At 67.3% G+C, this 15,623-nt stretch carries 15 protein-coding genes; 11 read left to right on the top strand and 4 right to left on the bottom strand.

What is annotated here, in order from left to right; all coding sequences use genetic code 11:
* Nucleotides 1-320 precede the first annotated feature (320 nt).
* Both C2U58_RS05270 and C2U58_RS05275 read left to right on the top strand, forming a co-directional pair.
* Nucleotides 321-3,170: a glycoside hydrolase family 3 C-terminal domain-containing protein gene (locus C2U58_RS05270; protein ID WP_102944843.1), complete on the top strand. Its 2,850-nt coding sequence runs from the start codon at nucleotides 321-323 to the stop codon at nucleotides 3,168-3,170.
* A 238-nt stretch (nucleotides 3,171-3,408) separates the two neighbouring features.
* Nucleotides 3,409-5,301: a CocE/NonD family hydrolase gene (locus C2U58_RS05275; protein ID WP_102944844.1), complete on the top strand. Its 1,893-nt coding sequence runs from the start codon at nucleotides 3,409-3,411 to the stop codon at nucleotides 5,299-5,301.
* 42 nt (nucleotides 5,302-5,343) lie between these two features.
* Here the strand turns inward: C2U58_RS05275 and C2U58_RS05280 are convergent, their stop codons facing one another.
* Entirely contained in the window at nucleotides 5,344-6,453 is a 1,110-nt protein-coding gene (locus C2U58_RS05280; protein ID WP_102944845.1) for an alkene reductase, read from the bottom strand.
* Nucleotides 6,454-6,614: 161 nt separating this feature from the next.
* Between C2U58_RS05280 and C2U58_RS05285 the strand changes: the two genes are divergently transcribed.
* The 4 genes from C2U58_RS05285 to lldD all read left to right on the top strand — a co-directional run bounded on the left by C2U58_RS05285 (nucleotide 6,615) and on the right by lldD (nucleotide 9,590).
* On the top strand, nucleotides 6,615-7,373 hold the full coding sequence (locus C2U58_RS05285) for an SDR family NAD(P)-dependent oxidoreductase (RefSeq protein ID WP_102944846.1): 759 nt from the start codon (nucleotides 6,615-6,617) through the stop codon (nucleotides 7,371-7,373).
* Between the two features lie 110 nt (nucleotides 7,374-7,483).
* Nucleotides 7,484-7,936, top strand: a complete 453-nt coding sequence (locus tag C2U58_RS05290; protein WP_102944847.1) for an MgtC/SapB family protein — start codon at nucleotides 7,484-7,486, stop codon at nucleotides 7,934-7,936.
* 5 nt (nucleotides 7,937-7,941) lie between these two features.
* On the top strand, nucleotides 7,942-8,376 hold the full coding sequence (locus C2U58_RS05295) for a VOC family protein (protein WP_102944848.1): 435 nt from the start codon (nucleotides 7,942-7,944) through the stop codon (nucleotides 8,374-8,376).
* 47 nt (nucleotides 8,377-8,423) lie between these two features.
* Nucleotides 8,424-9,590: an FMN-dependent L-lactate dehydrogenase LldD gene (lldD, locus tag C2U58_RS05300; RefSeq protein WP_102944849.1), complete on the top strand. Its 1,167-nt coding sequence runs from the start codon at nucleotides 8,424-8,426 to the stop codon at nucleotides 9,588-9,590.
* Here lldD and C2U58_RS05305 read toward each other — a convergent pair.
* Nucleotides 9,577-9,879, bottom strand: a complete 303-nt coding sequence (locus tag C2U58_RS05305; protein WP_102944850.1) for a hypothetical protein — start codon at nucleotides 9,877-9,879, stop codon at nucleotides 9,577-9,579. The genes lldD and C2U58_RS05305 overlap by 14 nt on opposite strands.
* Before the next feature lie 54 nt (nucleotides 9,880-9,933).
* On the bottom strand, nucleotides 9,934-10,641 hold the full coding sequence (locus C2U58_RS05310) for a hypothetical protein (protein WP_102944851.1): 708 nt from the start codon (nucleotides 10,639-10,641) through the stop codon (nucleotides 9,934-9,936).
* A 234-nt stretch (nucleotides 10,642-10,875) separates the two neighbouring features.
* Between C2U58_RS05310 and C2U58_RS05315 the strand changes: the two genes are divergently transcribed.
* Nucleotides 10,876-11,640, top strand: coding sequence for a SapC family protein (locus C2U58_RS05315; RefSeq protein WP_102944852.1), 765 nt, complete (start codon nucleotides 10,876-10,878; stop codon nucleotides 11,638-11,640).
* 104 nt (nucleotides 11,641-11,744) lie between these two features.
* On the opposite strand, the gene C2U58_RS05320 is transcribed toward C2U58_RS05315, so the two are convergent.
* A complete protein-coding gene (locus C2U58_RS05320; protein ID WP_102944853.1) occupies nucleotides 11,745-12,065 on the bottom strand; it encodes a putative quinol monooxygenase in 321 nt (106 codons plus the stop codon).
* A gap of 269 nt (nucleotides 12,066-12,334) precedes the next feature.
* Between C2U58_RS05320 and C2U58_RS05325 the strand changes: the two genes are divergently transcribed.
* The 4 genes from C2U58_RS05325 (at nucleotide 12,335) to C2U58_RS05340 (ending at nucleotide 15,604) form a co-directional block, all read left to right on the top strand.
* Nucleotides 12,335-12,664, top strand: a complete 330-nt coding sequence (locus C2U58_RS05325) for a hypothetical protein (protein ID WP_102944854.1) — start codon at nucleotides 12,335-12,337, stop codon at nucleotides 12,662-12,664.
* Nucleotides 12,625-13,245, top strand: coding sequence for a hypothetical protein (locus C2U58_RS05330; RefSeq protein ID WP_146033409.1), 621 nt, complete (start codon nucleotides 12,625-12,627; stop codon nucleotides 13,243-13,245). Before C2U58_RS05325 ends, C2U58_RS05330 begins: the two co-directional genes overlap by 40 nt.
* Before the next feature lie 198 nt (nucleotides 13,246-13,443).
* Nucleotides 13,444-14,712 carry a DUF3300 domain-containing protein gene (locus C2U58_RS05335; protein WP_102944856.1) on the top strand — a complete coding sequence of 423 codons (1,269 nt, stop codon included), beginning with the start codon at nucleotides 13,444-13,446 and terminating at the stop codon, nucleotides 14,710-14,712.
* A 13-nt stretch (nucleotides 14,713-14,725) separates the two neighbouring features.
* Nucleotides 14,726-15,604 carry a DUF2950 domain-containing protein gene (locus C2U58_RS05340; protein ID WP_102944857.1) on the top strand — a complete coding sequence of 293 codons (879 nt, stop codon included), beginning with the start codon at nucleotides 14,726-14,728 and terminating at the stop codon, nucleotides 15,602-15,604.
* Nucleotides 15,605-15,623 lie beyond the last annotated feature (19 nt).

Below are 15,623 nucleotides of genomic sequence, written 5' to 3' on the forward strand. Positions count from 1 at the left end.
TGCCTGAGACTACGACCGGACAGACGTTCATGACCCCGGAACGAAGAGCAGACACGCATGGCGTGTCCCTACGCGTCGGACCATCGTCGTGTTGACAGACATGAACGCGGTCGCCCACTCTTCACGGCTGGGTACCCACCACGGCACCCGACGGATGCGATGGCTGTAGCGACAGGCGGAGGGGCCTGATCGTGGTCGGCGTACCCGTGTAGTTCCGATACCGGCCGCCTGCGTGCCGGTGTCCCGCCACTACGGCGCTGCACCCTTCTGCGGCAAGACTCCCTGGATTTACTGCGTCAGCAAAGGTGTTTCGCCCGCTTATGAAAACGATTACAAAGCCGCTGGCCCTGACGGCCGCCATCGCCTTGTCGCTCTCCGCTGCCGCTTCGGCCGCCCCCGCTGCCCCCGCCGATGCCTTCACCGTGCTGCGCCTGGCGCAGGCGCCCACGCATCTGGACGCCACGGCCGTGGCCGCGCAGCTGCAGGCGCTGGACGTGGATGCGCTGACCATCGACAACGTCACCCGCGCCGCCGACACCCCCGACAGCGCGCTGGCGCCGGACCCGCTGGCCGCGCTGGCCGACCAGCTCGGCTACACCTACCGTTTCGTCAGCGCCGATCCGGCTGCGGCCGAACAGCAGGGCAGCGTGGTGCTGTCGCGCCTGCCTGTGGAAGCCGAATCGGGTGTGGAAGCGCCGGGCCTGAACTACCTGCGCCTCAATGACGGCCGCCATGTGGTGGCGATGTACACGCGTGCCTTCCACCCCATCGACGATGCCATCGGTTCGCCGGACCCGACCATCAAAACGATGGTGGAAGGCTCGCGCTTGGGCGCCCCGGCGGTGCTGCTGGGCAGCCTGCCGCTCGACGGGATGCCGCTGGATGCCGGCGGCCTCCAGGCCGACCCGAAGCAGCAGTACTACAGCGCCGGCTTCGCGTCGGCGACGAGTGCGCCGATCAAGCTGCGGATCGATGCCGATTCCGCCCCGCTGTCCGGCCAGCTGCTGACCCTCGCCTACACCGCACCGGTCGGCGGCGACACGCCGTGGATGGACACCACGTTGAACGCCGATGCCCGCGCGAAGGCGCTGGTGGCGAAGATGACCGTGGACGAGAAGTTCCAGATGCTGCACAGCTACTTCGGGCTGGGCAAGGACGGCGGCCCGCTGCCGGAAGGCGCAGTAGGTTCGGCAGGTTTCGTGCCGGGCGTGCCGCGGCTGGGCATTCCCGCGCAGCAGTCGGCCGATGCGGGCGTGGGCGTGACCAACCCGGGGGGCATCCGCAAGGGCGACATTGCCACGGCGATGCCGTCGGGCCCGTCCACGGCCTCTACCTGGAACCCGCAGATCGCGTTCGCCGGCGGTGCCACCATGGGCCGCGAAGCCTGGCAGCAGCGCTTCAACATCCTGCTGGCCGGCAGCGTCAACCTGCAGCGCGACCCGCGCAACGGCCGCAACTTCGAATACGCCGGCGAAGACCCGGTGCTGGCCGGGCGCCTCGTCGGCGAGTCGATCCGGGGCGTGCAGAGCCAGCACGTGATTTCAACGATGAAGCACTTCGCGCTCAACGACATGGAAACCTCGCGCAACTTCCACAGCGCCGAGATCGGCGAGCAGGCGATGCGCGAGTCGGACCTGCTGGCGTTCGAGATCGCACTGGATTCCGGCAAGCCCGGCTCGGTGATGTGCTCGTACAACCGCATCAACGGCACCTACGGCTGCGAGCACGATTACCTGATGAACCAGGTGCTCAAGCAGGAATGGAAGTTCCCCGGTTTCGTGATGTCCGACTGGGGCGGCGTGCACAGCGGTTCCAAGGCGGCCCTGGCCGGGCTGGACCAGCAGTCGGCCGGTGAGGTGTTCGACAAGGCGGTGTACTTCGACCAGCCGCTGCGCTTGGCCGTGGCCGGTGGCACGGTGCCGCAGGCGCGCCTGGATGACATGGTGGCGCGGATCCTGCGCACGATGTTCGCGCACGGCAACTTCGACCTGCCGCCGCAGCACGTGCCGATCGACGTCGCGGCGGGTTTCGCCGCCGCGCAGCGCACGGTGGAAGAGGGCAGCGTGCTGCTGCGCAACGAAGGCGGCCTGCTGCCGCTGGCCAAGGACGTGCAGCGCATCGTGATCATCGGCGGACACGCGGACAAGGGCGTGATCGGTGGCGGCGGTTCGTCGCACGTGGGGTTCACTGCCCGCGGCACCAATGCGGTGCCCGGCGTGCTGCCGACCACCTGGCCGGGCCCGGTGATCTTCCACCCGTCCTCGCCGCTGCAAGCCCTGCGCGCCGAGCGCCCGGATGCAACCATTCAATACGTGGACGGCCGTGACGTGGCGGCGGCGGCGCGCGCTGCTGCGGCGGCGGACGTGGCGATCGTGTTCGCCACGCAGTGGTCGGCCGAGTCGGTCGACCTGCCGCACATGCAACTGCCGGACGACCAGGACGCGCTGATCGCGGGCGTGGCCAAGGCCAACCCGAAGACGGTGGTGGTGCTGGAAACCAACGGCCCGGTCGAGCTGCCGTGGCTGCAGCAGGTGCCGGCCGTGATGCAGGCGTGGTACCCGGGGATCCGCGGTGGCGAGGCGATTGCTACGCTGCTGACCGGCAAGGTCAATCCGTCCGGCCGCCTCCCGGTGACCTGGCCGGTCGACGCCTCGCAGCTGCCGCGCCCGCACGTGAACGGGCTGGGCTTCAATCCGAAGAACAAGCCGGACGACACCATCGATTACGACATCGAAGGCGCCAACGTGGGCTACAAGTGGTTCGCAGCCAAGGGCCTGGTACCGCAGTTCCCGTTCGGCCACGGCCTGTCGTACACGCAGTTCCAGTACGACAACCTGACCTACACGGCGATGGGGCAGCGGCTGGTGGCGACGGTCGACATCCGCAATACCGGCAAGGTCGCCGGCGCGGACGTGGCGCAGCTGTACCTGAAGCTGCCGGAAGGCAGCACCACGCCGATCCGCCTGATCGGCTTCCAGAAGGTCATGCTGCAGCCGGGCGAGTCGCGCCGGATCCGGATCGAGGCCGAGCCGAAGGCGATGGCCAGCTTCGATACCGCCGACAAGCAGTGGAAGATCGCCGAAGGGCGGTATGAGCTGCAGCTGTCGCGCTCGGCCAGCGAGCCGCTGCAGACGGTGCCGGTGGTGTTGAGTGGGGGTGTGGTGCGTTGATGGTTTGCGTGGAGCCGGGCAGAGCCGCGCCCCGGCCGCAATGACGCGTTCGTCCGATGAACGCGTCGCCACGCGCCCGGGCGGTGAATGGCCGACGTGGAGCCGGGCAGAGCCCGGCTCTACCCCGGCACGGTTTGCCGGAGAAGGCCGTTCGCGGCCAACCATCGACACATATCCGGCAGGGACGAACAGCGCTAGGCTTCAACGGTTCGTCGCCATCACCTTCCCGGAGAGAGCCATGCGTGTTCGTGTCGTGCCTGTGCTGTTGAGCCTGATGATTGCCGCCAGCGTGTCGGCGCAGACCGCGCCGATGACGCCGGACATTCCAGCCAAGGGGTTCGTGACCCCGACCGCGGGCTTCGACTACGACAAGCGCGAGGTCATGGTGCCGATGCGCGATGGCACCAAGCTGTATACGGTGATCGTGGTGCCCAAGGGTGCCCACAATGCGCCGATGCTGCTTACCCGCACCCCGTACGACGCCGCCAACCGGGCAAAGCGCATGGATTCGCCGCACATGCGCGACATCCTGCCGCAGGGCGATGAGGTATTCGTCGACGCCGGCTATATCCGCGTGTTCCAGGATATCCGCGGCAAGCACGGCTCCGAAGGCGACTACGTGATGACCCGGCCGCTGCGCGGTCCGCTCAATGGCACCAAGGTCGACCACGCCACCGATGCGTGGGACACCATCGACTGGCTGGTCAAGCATGTGCCGGAAAGCAACGGCAAGGTCGGCATGCTCGGCTCGTCGTATGAAGGCTTCACCGTGGTGATGGCGCTGACCGACCCGCATCCCGCGCTGAAGGTGGCCGCGCCGCAGAGCCCGATGATCGATGGCTGGATGGGCGACGACTGGCTCAACTACGGTGCCTTCCGCCAGGTCAACTTCGGCTACTTCACCGGCCAGCTGGCCAAGCGTGGCAAGGGCCCGTCCATTCCCAGCGTCGGCTACGACGACTACACCACCTTCCTGCGCGCCGGGTCGGCCGGCGACTATGCCAAGGCCAACGGCATCGACCAGCTGCCGTGGTGGCACAAGCTGGTGGAACACCCGTCCTACGACGCGTTCTGGCAGGAACAGGCGCTGGACAAGCGCATGGCCAGCACCCCGTTGAAGGTGCCGACCATGTGGCTGCAGGGCCTGTGGGACCAGGAAGACATGTGGGGCGCAGTGCACAGCTATGCGGCGATGGAACCGCGCGACACTGGCAATACCCTCAATTACCTGGTGATGGGCCCGTGGCGGCACAGCCAGGTGAACTATGACGGCGCCAACCTGGGCGCACTCAAGTTCGACGGCGACACCGCGCTGCAGTTCCGCCGCGACGTGCTCAAGCCGTTCTTCGACCAGTACCTGGTCGATGGCGCGGCCAAGGCCGATACCCCGCCAGTGCTGATCTACAACACCGGCGAGAACCATTGGGACCGCCTGCAGCAGTGGCCGCGTACCGCCGCGCAGACCAAGCCGCTGTACCTGCGTGCCGGCGGCAAGCTCTCGTTCGAGGCGCCGCAGGCGGGCGAGGCGACCTATGACGCGTACGTGTCCGACCCGGCCAAACCGGTGCCGTTCGTGCCGCGCCCGGTGCGCTTCGCCGACCGCGACATGTGGACTACGTGGCTGGTCAAGGACCAGCGCTTCGTCGATGGTCGCCCGGACGTGCTCACCTTCGTCAGCGAGCCGCTGACCGAACCGCTGCGCATCGGCGGCGCGCCCCAGGTGAACCTGCAGGCGGCCACCAGCGGCAGCGACAGCGACTGGGTGGTGAAGCTGATCGACGTGTATCCGGACCAGGTGCCTTCGACGCCGGAAATGGGCGGGTATGAGCTGGCGGTGTCGATGGCGATTTTCCGCGGGCGCTATCGCGAGAGCTTCAGCGAGCCGAAGGCGATTGCCGCGAACCAGGTGCTGGATTACAAATTCGGCCTGCCCACCGCCAACCATGTATTCCAGCCCGGCCACCGGGTGATGGTGCAGGTGCAGTCGACGCTGTTCCCGCTGTACGACCGCAACCCGCAGACCTTCGTGCCCAACATCTACCTGGCCAAGCCGGGCGATTACCAGAAGGCGACCCAGCAGGTGTGGCACGCACCGCAGCAGGCGAGTTTCATTTCGTTGCCGGTGTATTGATCGAAACGAAGGTGCCGGGCCGCGTGCCCGGCACCTTGTGCATCATTCCGCGACGTTGGAGCCCGACACGCTCGGGTAATCCGTATACCCCTCGGCACCACCGCCATACAGGGTGTCCGGATTGAAATCCGACAACGGAACGTCATTGCGCAGGCGCTCCACCAGGTCCGGGTTGGCGATGAATGCCCGGCCGAAGGCGATCATGTCGGCGTAGCCACTGGCAATGGCCGCCTCGGCGCTGGCCTTGTCGTAACCGTTGTTGGCGATCCACGACCCACGGAACTTCGCCCGCAGCGCGGCGTAGTCGAACGGAATGTTGTCGCGTGGACCGCCGGTGGCGCCTTCGATGACATGGATGAAGGCCAGCTCGCCAATCGCATCCAGGCGCTCCACCGCGCGTTCGAACAACGGCTGCGGGTTGGAATCGTGCGCGTCGCTGGCCGGGGTGGTCGGCGACAGGCGTACGCCGGTGCGCTCCGCGCCGATCTCCGCGACCACCGCACGCACCACTTCCTCAAGGAGACGCGTGCGGTTCTCGATGCTGCCACCGTATTCGTCGGTGCGATGGTTGCTGCCATCACGCAGGAACTGGTCGATCAGGTAACCGTTGGCGGCATGCACCTCGACGCCGTCGAAACCGGCGGTGAGCGCGTTGCGCGCGGCCTGGCGGTAGTCCTGGACCACCCCGGGAATTTCCTCCAGGCGCAGGGCGCGCGGCGCGGACACGTCTTCGAAGCCGTTCGCGGTGAAGGTCTTGGCATTGGCACGGATCGCGCTGGGCGCCACCGGGACTTCGCCTTCCGGCAGCAGGCTGGTGTGCGAAACGCGGCCCACATGCCAGAGCTGCAGCACGATGCGGCCGCCCTCGGCGTGCACCGCGCCGGTCACCTTGCGCCACGCGTCGATCTGCGCCTGGCTGTAGATGCCGGGCGTATCCAGGTAGCCCTGGCCCAGCGGGCTGATCTGGGTCGCTTCGGCAATGATCAGCCCGGCGCTGGCGCGTTGCTGGTAGTACTGGATCGCCAGCGGATTCGGCACGCGGCCTTCGATGGCGCGGTTGCGGGTCAGCGGGGCCATCGCGATACGGTTGGCGACCTCGATCGCGCCAAGCCGGGTGGGAGTGAACAACGTTCCGTCAGTGGACTCTGTCATGAAAGTGCCTTGGGGGATGGGAAATCGTGCAGGGGTACGACACCCAGCATAGGGGCGCGTGCGTTGCAGCGATGGGAAGCATTGTTGCGGGGCCTCCCGTGCACGTTGTGTAACGTTTTGCAGGCGTAAGGTGGGATCGAATCCAGGCAGAGGCAAGCGCAATGATCGATTATCAGCTGAAGGGCAAGGTCGCCATCGTTACCGGCGGCGTCTCCGGCATCGGCTTGGCCGTGGCCGAACTGTTCGCCGACTCCGGCGCGGCGGTGGCGGTGTGGGACCTGAAGGACGACGCGGTGCAGAAGACCGCCGAGGCGATCCGCGGCAAGGGCGTGAAGGCCATCGGCATCGCGTTGGACGTCACCGACGAAGCCGCCGTGGAAGCGGCGGTGCAGCGCACCGTGCAGGAACTGGGTGGGCTTGATATTGCAGTCAACAACGCCGGCATCGGCGGGCCCTCCGCGCTCAGCGGCGATTACCCGATCGACGGCTGGAAGCGGGTGATCGACGTCAACCTCAACAGCGTGTTCCTGTGCCAGCGTGCCCAGATCCAGGCGCTGCGCAAGGCCGGCAAGGGCGGCAGCATCGTCAACATGGCCTCCATCCTGGGCCAGGTCGGCTTCGCCAACTCGGCCGCCTACGTGGCGGCCAAGCACGGGGTGGTGGGGCTGACCCAGACCGCCGCGTGGGAGCACGCCAGCGACAGGATCCGCGTCAACGCGGTGGGCCCCGGCTTCATCGCCACGCCGTTGCTGGACAAGATGGATCCGGCCGTCAAGAAGGCGCTGGAGGCCAAGCACGCGCTTGGACGGCTGGGCAAGGCCGAGGAAGTTGCCGCGCTGGTGGCCTGGCTGGCCAGTGACGATGCGTCGTTCGCCACGGGTACGTATTACGCCATCGACGGCGGCTACCTGGCGCAGTAATGCGGCGCAGCAGGGGCGGATGCACCGCTCCTGCACGTCGCGCTCACATCCCATTTCACGGAATTCCCACGACGATCAGGCAACGCTCCACCCATCGCCACTGGAACCTGATGGGAATGGAACAAGATCTATCGATCCTGCTGCGCATTGGCGCTGCCATGCTGTTCGGCGGCGTGCTCGGCATCGAGCGCGAAATGGGCAAGCATGCGGCGGGGTTGCGCACGCACATGCTGATCGCCGGCGCGGCCGCGTTGATCGTTGGCCTGGGCGACAGCATTGCCGAGCATTTCCAGCAGGAGCGCTATCGCGACCTGCTGCAGGTCGACCCGGTGCGTCTGATCGAGGCGGTGGTGGCGTGCGTGGGGTTCGTGGCCGCAGGAACGATCCTGCGCGGCAGCCGCGAGGACGAGGTCAGCGGGCTGACCACGGCCAGTTCGCTGATCATGGCCGCGGCCATCGGCATCGCGGTGGGGATCGGGGAGTACGTCATCGCCATCGGCGTGAGCGTGCTGTGTGTGATCGTGCTGACGGTGTTCCGCCGTCTGGCCAAGAAGCTGGAGTAGTCGTCATGTGCAGCGAGCGACCGTTCGAGATCCAACGTATCGACCACGTGGTGCTGCGGGTGCAGGACCTGCAGCGTGCGTTGGCCTTCTACTGCGACGTACTGGGCTGCACGGTGGCGCGCGAGCGCCCGACCCTGGGAATGATCCACCTGCATGCGGGCAGTTCGATGATCGACCTGATCAGCGTGGACGGTGCGCTGGGCAGCCGCGGTGGCCCGGCCGCCGGGGCGCAGGGCCGCAACCTGGAGCACCTGTGCCTGCGGATCGAGCCGTTCGACGAAGAAGCGCTGCGCGCGCACCTGCAGGAACAGGGCGTCGCGGTGGATGGGCAGGTACGCAGCAACCTGGGCGCGGAGGGAGACGGCCTGTCGCTGTACCTTCGCGACCCGGATGGCAACGCCGTCGAACTGAAGGGACCGACCAGCCCCTGCTGCGGCTGACTTTGGTCTAATGGGCGGACTGCATTCGCATCCGCCATGGTTGGACCATGATCATCTCCGCTTCCACTGATTACCGCGCTGCCGCGCAGCGCCGGCTGCCGCCGTTCCTGTTCCACTATGCCGACGGCGGCGCCTACGCCGAGCACACCCTGCGCCGCAATGTCGACGACCTGGCCGATATCGCCCTGCGCCAGCGGGTGCTGCGCGACATGGGCGCGCTGAGCCTGGAGGCCGAGCTGCTGGGCGAGCGCATGGCGATGCCGGTGGCGCTGGGGCCGGTGGGGCTGACCGGCATGTTCGCGCGGCGCGGCGAGGTGCAGGCCGCGCGCGCGGCGGCCAGCCGCGGCATTCCGTTCACGCTGTCGACCGTGTCGGTCTGCCCGATCGAGGAAGTGGCGCCGGTCATCGGCCGGCCCATGTGGTTCCAGCTGTACGTGCTGAAGGACCGCGGCTTCATGCGCAACGCGCTGGAGCGGGCCAAGGCAGCCGGCGTGACCACGCTGGTGTTCACCGTGGACATGCCGGTGCCCGGCGCGCGCTACCGCGATGCGCACTCGGGCATGAGCGGGCCGAACGCGGCGATGCGGCGCATGCTGCAGGCGGTGACCCACCCGCGCTGGGCGTGGGACGTGGGCCTGCGCGGGCGGCCGCATGACCTGGGCAATGTTTCAGCGTATCGCGGCAGCCCGACCGGGCTGGCGGATTACATCGGCTGGCTGGGCAGCAATTTCGATCCGTCGATCTCGTGGAAGGACCTGGAGTGGATCCGCGAGTTCTGGAGCGGGCCGATGGTGATCAAAGGCATCCTGGACCCGGACGATGCGCGCGACGCGGTGCGGTTCGGCGCCGATGGCATCGTGGTCTCCAACCATGGTGGGCGGCAGCTGGATGGCGTGCTCTCCACCGCACGGGCATTGCCGGCGATTGCCGCAGCGGTCAAGGGCGAGGTGGAGATCCTGGCCGATTCGGGCATCCGCACCGGGCTGGACGTGGTGCGGATGCTCGCGCTGGGCGCCGACGGCGTGCTGCTGGGGCGCGCGTTCGTTTACGCGCTGGCCACGCATGGCGAGGCCGGCGTGGCCAACCTGCTGGACCTTATCGCGAAGGAAATGCGGGTGGCGATGACGTTGACCGGCGCGCGGACGTTGGCCGATATCAGCGAGGATTCGTTGGTGCAGCGCAGCCGGGCAGAGCCCGGCTCTACTCACATTTAACTTCGGTAATCACGTTGTTCCTGTCGATGAACACGCGGAGGCGGTCGTCGCGGGTGGCGCTGGCGGTGATGGTGGCCGGGCCGATCGGGTCGATCAGGCCGGCGCCGCTCTGCTTGAGCAGGGCACGCATGTTGGCTTCGTCGGCCGGCTTGCCGATGGCCCAGGCCAGCGGTTCGGCATGGCACTGGCCACTGCCGGTGATGTGCGGGCCCGGCGCGGTGGCGCAGGCTGACAGGGACAGGGTGGCCACTGCCACCAGCGTAATCAGACTGCGCGAACGAAGTGCCATGGGTCGCTCCTGCGGGGGCCAGCGCTGACCATACCACCGCCGCACGGCGCGCGCTCAGTGCGCCTGGCGGGCATGCGTGGTCGAGGTATCGCCCAGCGCGGACCACACCTTCTCCAGGTGCTGCACGAACACCGGCGGTGCAGAAGCCAGGCTGGGGCTTTGGTGGCGTTCGCCGTCGAACCGCGCCTGGCCGGCGGCGTCCAGCCGGGTTTCGCCTTCGATGCCGTAGCCGGTGCTGCCGTCGATCAGGCTCACGTGCAACTGGTGCGGGTCGCTCCCGTTGCCGCAGAACGTATGGCTGGCCAAGGTGATCTCGGCCTGGCCGTCGCCGTCCAGGTCGGTGGCGCCCACGTGCTGCAGCAGCCAGGCCGCCTCCAGCACCGGACCGGCACAGGGCTGGCGGATCTGGCGTTGCCACTGCTTGGTCCATCCCTTGCGGGGCCCTGACCGGACGTACAGCCGCGCGGTCAGGATCGCCACGTCGAGCGAACCGCTACCGGTCGGGTCGTTGATCACCGCCGCGCTGCGTTCCAGCACCAGCACCCCTTCGCCATGCAGATCGCGGTAGTGCACGCGGCGTAATGTATCGTCGTTGCCGGGCATGGGGTCGGCCGCCACATCCTGTGCGGAGAGCAGGGTCAGGCCGGGCAGCTGCGCGGAAGGCGCGGCGTCGTCACAGGCGGCGAGGGCAGCGCAGACCGTGCCCAGCAGGGCAGGGCGGAGCAGGCCGATCAGGCCGGGAGCAGGGAGGCGGGCGTTCATGGGAGATCTGCTGCGGAACGGAAGCGATCATGTCCCGTGACCTCCGCGATGACCATGCAGGGCGTCGCTATCAGCCCGATTTCCCGGATTTGCTGCAATGCAGCGAGAAACGTAGGACTCCGCTGAACCGGGGGCGCAGCAGGCAATCGTCAAACAGCCACGCTATAGTGACCGATCAATGCGGTGCCCGCTTTCGCGCCCGGGCTGTCTGGCGCGTCGTATCCAATCACATTCATGACTGCTGAAACGACTACTCCGCCGACCGATTCCACCCAGGCTTCCGGCCCGCTGTTCTACCGCCAGCCGCTGCCGCTGCAGTCGGACAAGCACGCCAACTGGCGCCTGCGCCCGGGTTCGCTGGCCTTCGCTGCCGACACCAACGCCATTCCGGCGGTGATCGGCGAATTCGGCATGGCCGCCCAGCACTTCCCCATCCTGTTCACCGGCAAGGACGCTGCGCCGATCGTGGCGGTGGGCCTGGCCCGCAACAACCTGTTCGTCAATGACGGCCGTTGGGCCGACAACACCTACGCTCCGGCCTACCTGCGCCGTTACCCGTTCGTGTTCATGCAGTCCGAGGAAGACGGCAACTTCCTGCTGGCGCTGGACGCCGATTCGGAGCAGGTCAACCAGGGCGAGAACGAAGAAGGCGAACCGCTGTTCGTCGACGGCAAGGCGACCGAGCTGGTCGACAACGCCATGAAGTTCTGCGCCGACTTCACCCGCGAACACGAGCAGACCCGTCAGTTCAGCGCCGCGCTGCTGGCCCAGGACCTGCTGGTGGACCGCAGCATCGACGTGACCCTGAACAACGGCGAGAAGATGTCGGTCAACGGCTTCCACGTCGTCGACGTCGAGAAGTTCGCCAAGCTTCCCGACGACATCATCGTCGCCTGGCACCGCAACGGCTGGCTGGCGTCGATCCACCACCACCTGAGCTCGCTGGCGCGCTTCAACGCGCTGGTGCAGCGCCAGAGCGAGCAGGCCCAGGCGGCCTGATCAACGCGACAGTGCCGGGCAGAGCCCGGCACTACGTGTGGACGAAAACGGCGACCCTTGAGTCGCCGTTTTTCATTGGTAGAGCCGGGCTCTGCCCGGCTGCTTCACCCCCAGCTCTGGATCAACTCCAGTACCTGCGGCTCACGCGGCTTCTGCAGCAGCTCCGGCAGCAGCGCGTCGTAGGCGGCGCGGTAGTCGGTGGACTGGTGGGCCAGGAAATCCTGCACGGAGTCTTCGTCCCAGCGCTCGTACAGGGTGAACAACGTGGGGTCGTTGGCATCGCGGTGCAGGTCGCAGGAGATGAACGCCGGTTCGTCGGCCATGCGGTCGATCAGCGCGTGGACCGCGTCCAGCCAGTCCTGCACGCGTTCGGGCTTGACCTGGAGGCGGACGTAGAAGGTCAGGGGCACATCGGTGGCAGTCATCCGGCGGTTCCAAGCGGGGGGTGATGGCCATTGTAGCGGGTTGTCCGAGTACACCGTTTCAGATGGCAAACCGACGTTAGGTGACGCATTTGAACCCAAATGCGGTCCTCACTTACTCCGCGGTAAATGAGTGTGCTATTAAGTCGGGGCGCCGCTGGCGCACGCTTCAGGGGAGGGTCTACGCAGGTTAATTGTGACGTACGTCACGGCGTAGCTGTATCCGCTTGAAAGTCGTGAAGGACTTTCTCCGCAACTGACAAGGACAGGGGATGGAAGCACTACGTGGTTTCACGGGGTTGATGCTCGGTGTTGGCCTTTGCGCGGTTGCCGCCACTTCCCGGGGCGCCGAGCCCTATCAGGAATACAGCAAACGCATTGAAGCGGCGCAGACCCTCACCGCGCTCAAAAGCGAGTTGATGGGCGACAGCGTCAGCGTCTACAACGGCGCTACCGACTTCTCCGTTACCGACATCGAGCTTGCAGGCTCGGGCATGCCGGTCAGGCTCACCCGGCGGCTTTCGGTGGAATTGACGCCGATCGGGTGCAGCGCAGCGAGTGCGTGGCCAAAACCAGTGGCCAGGACCTGTACTACGTTCTGAGCACGCCCAACCAGTTCGATGTCATGTCGCTGGTATCGAAGGAACTGAGCGGGCCGGGCATTCCACAGCCGCTGCTCTGGACCTACGCCTACACGCGCGAGCGTCAGGCGCTCTGGGGCGGTGGCCAGCCGACGCCGTATCCCTGTCAGAGCTGCCCGACCACCAAGGCCAATACGGTCAATCAACCGGATGGGTCCCGGATCGTCTACGACTACGGCTTCCTGTATGCGTGGAATGACGGGCAGCTGATGGGGTCCACCACCTATGACCCGGCCGGCAACATCCTTACGTCCACCCGTTCCGAGCTGATGAGCGACGCGCAGCTGGCGACACAGCCGTTCTACCCCAACTACGGACTCAGGGTCGGCGGAGATGACATCGGCACCCTGAAGGTGCGCCCGATGGTGAGTACCAGTGTGACCCAGCAGGGAGCCACCTATTCGTCCACCACCAACAGCTTTGACGCCTACGCCCGGCCCACCAGCGTCACCCGCGGGGCGGCAGTATCGACAGTCATGGCAAGGCTCCGGAAACGCGACGTCGGGGAGGGCGCGCGCCCGCTGTTCAGGCACGCGCTGTGACGGTTACGTGCGCAGCCTAGTGATGCCGTTCTCACGCCGAAATTGGCCCTTGGGCCCATGCCCACGCATGGACCCAAGGACCAATTGCCGGGTGCTTGGGCCAGGCCCAGCATGGCGAGGGAGGACAAGGGCGTGCAGGCTGGCGCCGAACCCTGACCCTGTTGGACGGCGCGCAGCGACTGCGCAAGCGGAGGTTGCATGCATACGCACACGATCCAGGCGCTTACCGCCGCACTGCTGCTGGCGTTCGGCGCCGACGCGGCTGCTGCGCCGCCGGCCGCGTCCACACCGGCGGTGGGCAGCCCGACCGCGAAGACCTCGTTCTCGAAGGAGCAGCTGGACCAGATGCTGGCCCCGGTTGCGCTGTATCCGGATTCATTGCTGGCCCAGGTGTTGATGGCCTCCAGCTACCCCGGTGATGTCAGCGACGCGGTCGCCTGGTCCAAGGCGCACCCGGACGCCAAGGGCGAAGACGCCGTGCGCCAGGTCGCCAACCAGGCCTGGGACCCCAGCGTGCAGTCGCTGGTGGCGTTCCCGCAGCTGCTGGCCGTGCTCGGCCAGGACCCGGCATGGGTACAGAAGATGGGCGATGCGTTCCTGGCCCAGCCCGACGCGGTGATGGACTCGGTACAGCGGCTGCGCCGCCAGGCCGAAGCGGCTGGCAACCTCAAGACCAATGAACAGCAGAAGGTGGCCACCCAACCCGGCGCAGAGTCCTGGACGCCGCCAACCATCGTGATCGAATCGGCGCAGCCGGACGTGGTGTACGTGCCCAGCTACAACCCCAGCGTGGTGTACGGCAGCTGGGCGTATCCGGCGTATCCGCCTTACTACTACCCGCCCCCGCCGTACTACTACCCGGGCGGGGCGCTGCTCAGCTTCGGCATCGGCGTGGCGGTGGGCGGTGCGTTGTGGGGCGACCTGGACTGGGGCCATGGCGATATCGATATCGACGTGAACCGCTACAACGAATTCAACAGCAACCGGCAGATCAACCGCAACGACAGCAAGTGGAAGCACAACGCGGCCAACCGTGACGGCGTGCCCTACCGCGACAGCGCCACCCGCGAGCGCTTCGCCGGGCAGCGCGACGGCACCGCACAGCGCGAAGGTTATCGCGGGCGCGACGACGCCCGTGCGGCCGAACGCGACCGTGCCCGGCAGTCGATGGAAAGCCGTGGTTTCGAGCCGCCTGCCACCAGCAACCGGGAGGCGCGCGAGCGGGCCGGTGCATCACAGCGCGAAATGGGGCAGCGAGCCGGCGGCGCCGGCCACGGTCGCCCGCCTGGCAGCCAGCACGACAATGCCTTCAGCGGCGCGCGCAATCCGCATCAATCGTTGTCCGATGCCAACCGGGGCCATCGCAGCATGCAGAGCTCGCAGCGCCCGGCCAGTTCGCGTCCGCAGGGCAGGCCGATGAGCCGGCCGGCGGCCGCGCCCCGTGGTGGTGGCGGCCGTCGCCGCTGAACGGAGACTTCCCATGATCGTTCGATTATCCGTGTTGAGCCTGGCCTGCACCGCGTTGCTGGCGCTGCCGGCTGCGGCCCAGCAGACCTATCCCACGCCTGCCGCCGCAGCCGACGCGCTGATCGCCGCACTCAAGGTGCGCGACCAGCAGCCGGAACAGGTGGCCACCGTGCTCGGTGCCGACTGGGAGCTGTACGTGCCGCGCAACAGCATCGACCGCCAGGACGTGGACGCGTTTGTCGCGGCTTATCAGGTCAAGCATGCGATCAAGGCCGGTACACATGGCCGTTCGCTGCTGGCGGTAGGCAACGAGGGGTGGACCTTCCCGTTGCCGCTGGAGAAGACCAGCGGCGGCGTGGCGTTCGACCTGAAGGGTGCCGAGCCGGAGCTGCGCGCGCGCCGGATCGGGCGCAACGAGCGCGAAGCGGTGCAGGCCGTACTGGCCTATCGTGACGCCCAGTTCGAGTACGCCGAGCGCGACCGAAATGCCGACTCGATACCCGAGTACGCGCAGAAGCTGCGCAGCAGCGAGGGCAAGCACGATGGGCTGTACTGGCCGGCCGATGCAGGCGGTGAGAGTCCGCTGGGCCCGTTGTTCGGGGATGAAACGCCGGATGGCGAATGGCACGGTTACCACTATCGGATCCTGCTGGGGCAGGGCGCGTCGGCGCCGCGCGGCGCGTATCCGTATACGGTGGCGGGCGCACTGACCCGGGGCTTCGCACTGGTGGCGTGGCCGGCGCATTACGGCGACAGCGGCGTGATGACCTACACCGTCAGCCATGCCGGCGAGGTGTTCGAGAAGGACCTGGGGCCGGATACGGATAGGGAAGCGCGCGCGATGACCTTGTTCGATCCGGACAGCAGTTGGCAAGAAGTGCCGACCCCGTAGTGCCGGCCGCCGGCCGGCT

The sequence above is a fragment of the Stenotrophomonas sp. VV52 genome (assembly GCF_002893095.1).
Taxonomy (GTDB): Bacteria; Pseudomonadota; Gammaproteobacteria; order Xanthomonadales; family Xanthomonadaceae; genus Stenotrophomonas; species Stenotrophomonas aracearum.